Source organism: Trebonia sp. (genome assembly GCF_049794275.1).
Lineage (GTDB): Bacteria > Actinomycetota > Actinomycetes > Streptosporangiales > Streptosporangiaceae > Trebonia.
This window is the reverse complement of the sequence record NZ_JBARCR010000135.1, coordinates 1-4,779: the sequence shown is the minus strand read 5'-3', so window position 1 is coordinate 4,779 and position 4,779 is coordinate 1. Positions and strand designations below refer to the sequence as shown.

The following is a 4,779-nucleotide window of genomic DNA, read 5'->3' as shown; positions in this document are numbered from 1 at the left end:
CAAAGCGAGTTCGGCGGCCTGCCGCACCCGGCGGTGCTGGCCGCCTGCGCGCTGCTCGGCCTCACCGAAGTCCACGCGGCAGGCGGCGCGCAGGCGCTTGCCATGTTCGCCTACGGCACCGGTGAGTGCGCGCCCGTGGACGTGATCACCGGTCCCGGCAACGTGTACGTCGCCGCCGCCAAGCGCATCCTGCAGGGCCAGGTCGGCATCGACGGGGAGAACGGCCCCACCGAGATCGGCATCATCGCCGACCACACCGCCGACCCCGCCTACCTGGCCGCTGACCTCATCGGCCAGGCCGAACACGACGAACTCGCCGCCTGCCTGCTCATCACCACCGACGCGGGCCTGCCGGCCAGGGTCGACGAAGAGCTGCAGCGCCAGCTCCCCGCCACGAAGCACAAGGAGCGCGTCGCCGTCGCGCTCGGCAACCAGGCCGGCTACGTCATCGTCGACGACATCCAGGCCGCCCGCGCGGTCTCCGACGCGTGGGCGCCCGAGCACCTGGAGGTGCAGACCGAGGACGCCGCCAAGGTCGCCGGCGAGATCCGCAACGCAGGGGCCGTCTTCGTCGGTCCCTACTCGCCGGTCTCGCTGGGCGACTACCTGGCCGGCTCCAACCACGTGCTCCCGACGGGCGGCACGGCGCGGCACACGAGCGGGCTGTCGGTGTACCCGTACCTCAAGGTCGTCAACGTCATCGAGTGCGACCGTGACTCGCTCGCGGCCGTCGCGCCGCGCGTCGACGCGATCGGCGGCGCGGAGGACCTCGCCGCGCACGTGGCGGCCGTCCGCGTCCGCGTCCCCAGGGATAGCCAATGACCGAAGAGGCGAAGCACCTGCCCGTTCGGGATGATCTGAAGGACCTGCACCCGTACGGAGCGCCGCAGCTCGACGTCCCGGTGCAGCTCAACACCAACGAGAACCCGTACGCGCCGAGCGCGGCGCTCCAGCAGGCGATCGCCGGCGCGGTGGCCGGCGTGGCGGGCACGCTCAACCGCTACCCGGACCGGGACGCGACCGACCTGCGCAAAGACCTCGCCGACTACCTCGGCCACGACCTGACCGCGGCCAGCACGTGGGCCGCGAACGGGTCCAACGAGATCATCCAGCAGCTGCTGCAGGCGTTCGGCGGCCCGGGCAGGACCGCGCTCGGCTTCGAGCCGTCCTACTCGATGCACCCGCTGATCTCCACGGTCACCTGCACTCAGTGGCTCGCCGCCGCCCGCGACGCCGACTACGGCATGTCCACGGCCGCTGAGCAGGTGAAACGCCACCAGCCCGACGTCGTGTTCATCACCTCCCCGAACAACCCCACCGGCACCTCCGTCCCCCTCGACCTCATCGCGGCGGTGTACGACGCGGCGCCGGGCATGGTCGTCGTGGACGAGGCCTACGCGGAGTTCCGCCGGGACGGCACGCCGAGCGCGCTCACCCTGCTGCCAGGAAGGCCGCGGCTCGTCGTCACCAGGACGATGTCCAAGGCGTTCGCCGCCGCCGGCACCCGGCTCGGCTACCTGGCCGCCGATCCGGCGGTGATCGACGCGCTGCTGCTGGTCCGGCTCCCGTACCACCTGTCCACGGTGACCCAGGCGGTCGCCCGCGCCGCGCTCGCCCACAAAGAAGAGCCGCTCGCGACCGTGCAGGCGCTCCGCAAAGGCCGCGACGAGCTCGTCACATGGCTGCGCGGAAACAGCCTCACCGTGGCGGACAGCGACGCGAACTTCGTGCTGTTCGGCGTGTTCGGCGACAGGGACGCGGTCTGGCAGGGCCTGCTTGACCGCGGGGTGCTGATCAGGAACACCGGCCCGGCGGGCTGGCTGCGCGTCACGGTGGGGACGCCGGAAGAGACAGCCGCGTTCAAGGCGGCGCTGACGGAGGTGCTGGCATTGTGAGCCGCGTGGGACGCGTGACCCGCGAGACGAAAGAGACCGAGCTGCTCGTCGAGCTCGACCTGGACGGCCCCGGCCCTGTCGAGGTGGAGACGGGGGTGCCGTTCTTCGACCACATGCTCGCCCAGCTGGGCAAGCACGCCTGCCTCGGGCTGACCGTCCGGGCCAAGGGCGACATCGAGATCGACGCGCACCACACGGTGGAAGACACGTCGATCGCGCTGGGCCAGGCGCTGCGCGAGGCGCTGGGCGACAAGTCAGGGATCTCGCGGTTCGGCGACGCCCTGGTCCCGCTCGACGAGACGCTGGTCCGCGCCGCCGTCGACCTGTCAGGCCGCCCCTACGTGGTCCACGAGGAGCCCGACGGCATGGCCCCGATGATCGGTGCCAGCTACGACACCACGCTGACCAGGCACATCTGGGAGTCGCTCGCGTTCTCCGCCGGGATCTGCCTGCACGTGCACGTGCTGTCCGGCCGCAACCCGCACCACATCGTGGAGGCCCAGTTCAAGGCCGTCGCCCGCGCGCTCCGGGCGGCTGCCGCCTTCGACCCGAGGGCCGGCGGGGTTCCGTCCACGAAGGGCGTCCTTTAAATGCATTATCCGGAACGGGCCCGCGCCTCCGCCCAGGACCTGACATGACCCGCCGGGTCGTGGTGCTCGACTACGGGTCGGGGAACCTGCGGTCCGCCGAGCGGGCCCTGGCCCGGGCCGGGGCGGACGTCACGGTGACCGCCGACCTGGACGCCGCCGCCGAATGCGACGGCCTGGTGGTGCCCGGCGTCGGCGCGTTCGCCGCCTGCATGACCGGCCTGCGCGGCATCGGCGGCGAGAAGGTGATCGCGAGCAGGCTGGAGCGGGGGCGCCCGGTCCTTGGCATCTGCGTCGGCATGCAGGTCCTGTTCGCGGCGGGTGTCGAGCACGGGGTCCGCACCGACGGGTGCGGGGTCTGGCCAGGCACCGTCGAGCGCCTGGACGCGCCGGTGCTGCCGCACATGGGCTGGAACACGGTGGCCGTGGCGCCGGGTTCGGCGCTGTTCGCCGGGATTCCGGCAGGCACGCGGTTCTATTTCGTGCACTCCTACGCGCTGCGGATGGCCGACGCGGACCCGCTGCTTGAGGCGGGCGCGAAGATCACCGTGACCGAGCACGGCGAGCCGTTCGCCGCGGCCGTCGAGCAGGGTGTCGTCGCCGCGACCCAGTTCCACCCGGAGAAGTCGGGCGACGCCGGAGCCGCGGTCTTGTCTAACTGGCTGGAGGCCCTGTGAGTGAACTGATCTTGCTGCCGGCCGTCGACGTGGCCGGCGGGCAGGCGGTCCGGCTGGTGCAGGGCGCCGCCGGGAGCGAGACGTCCTACGGCGACCCGGTGACGGCCGCGCTGGCGTGGCAGGAGGCCGGCGCGTCCTGGGTGCACCTGGTGGACCTGGACGCGGCGTTCGGGCGCGGGTCGAACGCGCCGCTGCTGGCGGAGGTCGTCGGCAAGCTCGACATCGCGGTCGAGATGTCCGGCGGGATCCGCGACGACGAATCGCTGGCCCGCGCGCTGGCGACGGGCTGCGCCCGGGTGAACATCGGGACCGCCGCGCTGGAGAAGCCGGAATGGGTCCGCTCGGTGATCGGCAGTCACGGCGATAAGATCGCCGTCGGCCTCGACGTGCGCGGCAGCACGCTGGCGGCGCGCGGCTGGACGTCCGAGGGCGGCGAACTCTACGAGACCCTCGAGCGGCTCGACGCCGAGGGCTGCGCCCGGTACGTTGTCACCGACGTGCTGAAGGACGGGACGCTGCGCGGGCCGAACCTCGGCCTGCTGCGCGACGTCTGCTCCCGGACCTGCGCGCCGGTGGTGGCCAGCGGGGGAGTGTCGTCGCTCGGCGACCTGCGCGCGCTGGCGTCGTTGGTGCCCGTCGGAGTGGAAGGAGCGATCGTGGGCAAGGCCTTGTACGCTGGCGCGTTCACACTTCAGGAAGCCCTCGCCGAGGTGGCGTCGGCGGTGGCGCCATGAGCCCGGCGCGGCGGCGGGTGTCCTCCGGCGGGCCGTTCGAGGAGGCCGTCGGCTACTCCAGGGCGGTCGCGGCGGGGGACTTCATCTTCGTCAGCGGGTGCACCTCGATGACGGACGGCAAGGTCGTCTTCGACGGCGACATGGCGAAGCAGACCGAGCAGGCGCTGCTGAACGCGAGCGCGGCGCTCGAGCAGTTCGGCGCCAGCCTCGCGGACGTCGTGCAGACCCGGATCTACGTCACCGACATCTCCCGGTGGGCGGAGGCCGGGGAGGCCCACCGGCTGGCCTTCGAGCAGGCCCCGCCGGCCGCCACCATGGTCCAGGTGGCCGCGCTGATCGACCCGCGGCTGCTCGTCGAGGTCGAGGTGGTCGCGCACCGGGAGTTCTCCCCGGACGCGGACGAGGCGGAGCCGGACGAGAGCGAGCCTCCTCCTGATGCGATTCGCCTGGACGAGCCAAGCACGGACGACAGCATTTGACCGTCGCGGTGCGGGTCATTCCCTGCCTGGACGTCGACGGCGGGCGGGTGGTCAAGGGCGTGAACTTCCGCGACCTGCGGGACGCGGGCGACCCGGTCGAGCTGGCCGCGCTGTACGACTCCGAGGGCGCCGACGAGCTGACGTTCCTCGACATCACCGCCTCGAGCGGCGGCAGGCAGACCATGTACGACGTGGTGCGGCGCACCGCTGAGCAGGTGTTCATCCCGCTCACAGTGGGCGGCGGCGTGCGGTCGTGCGCGGACGTGGACGCGCTGCTGCGGGCCGGCGCCGACAAGGTCTCGCTGAACACCGCCGCGATCGCCAGGCCCGCCCTGCTCGGCGAGGCGGCGCGGCAGTTCGGGTCGCAGTGCGTGGTGCTCTCGGTGGACGCCCGCCGGGTGCTGGCG

7 protein-coding genes are annotated in these 4,779 nt (G+C 72.4%); all 7 read left to right on the top strand.

The window, feature by feature from the left end; genetic code table 11:
* Window positions 1–822: histidinol dehydrogenase (gene hisD, locus WA805_RS03800; protein WP_425241653.1), on the top strand; the 822-nt coding region annotated here is incomplete at its 5' end.
* Complete coding sequence (locus WA805_RS03795) at window positions 819–1,895, top strand: histidinol-phosphate transaminase (RefSeq protein WP_422290090.1); 1,077 nt, start codon at window positions 819–821, stop codon at window positions 1,893–1,895. The genes hisD and WA805_RS03795, both read left to right, overlap by 4 nt.
* Entirely contained in the window at window positions 1,892–2,485 is a 594-nt protein-coding gene (gene hisB / locus WA805_RS03790) for an imidazoleglycerol-phosphate dehydratase HisB (protein ID WP_422281512.1), read from the top strand. The genes WA805_RS03795 and hisB overlap by 4 nt, the downstream gene beginning before the upstream one ends.
* A gap of 44 nt (window positions 2,486–2,529) precedes the next feature.
* Window positions 2,530–3,159 carry an imidazole glycerol phosphate synthase subunit HisH gene (hisH, locus tag WA805_RS03785; protein ID WP_422290092.1) on the top strand — a complete coding sequence of 210 codons (630 nt, stop codon included), beginning with the start codon at window positions 2,530–2,532 and terminating at the stop codon, window positions 3,157–3,159.
* Window positions 3,156–3,893: a bifunctional 1-(5-phosphoribosyl)-5-((5-phosphoribosylamino)methylideneamino)imidazole-4-carboxamide isomerase/phosphoribosylanthranilate isomerase PriA gene (gene priA / locus WA805_RS03780; RefSeq protein ID WP_422290094.1), complete on the top strand. Its 738-nt coding sequence runs from the start codon at window positions 3,156–3,158 to the stop codon at window positions 3,891–3,893. Before hisH ends, priA begins: the two co-directional genes overlap by 4 nt.
* Window positions 3,890–4,372: a RidA family protein gene (locus WA805_RS03775; protein WP_422290096.1), complete on the top strand. Its 483-nt coding sequence runs from the start codon at window positions 3,890–3,892 to the stop codon at window positions 4,370–4,372. Before priA ends, WA805_RS03775 begins: the two co-directional genes overlap by 4 nt.
* On the top strand, window positions 4,369–4,779 hold a 411-nt coding region (gene hisF / locus WA805_RS03770; RefSeq protein ID WP_425241652.1), incomplete at its 3' end, for an imidazole glycerol phosphate synthase subunit HisF. The genes WA805_RS03775 and hisF, both read left to right, overlap by 4 nt.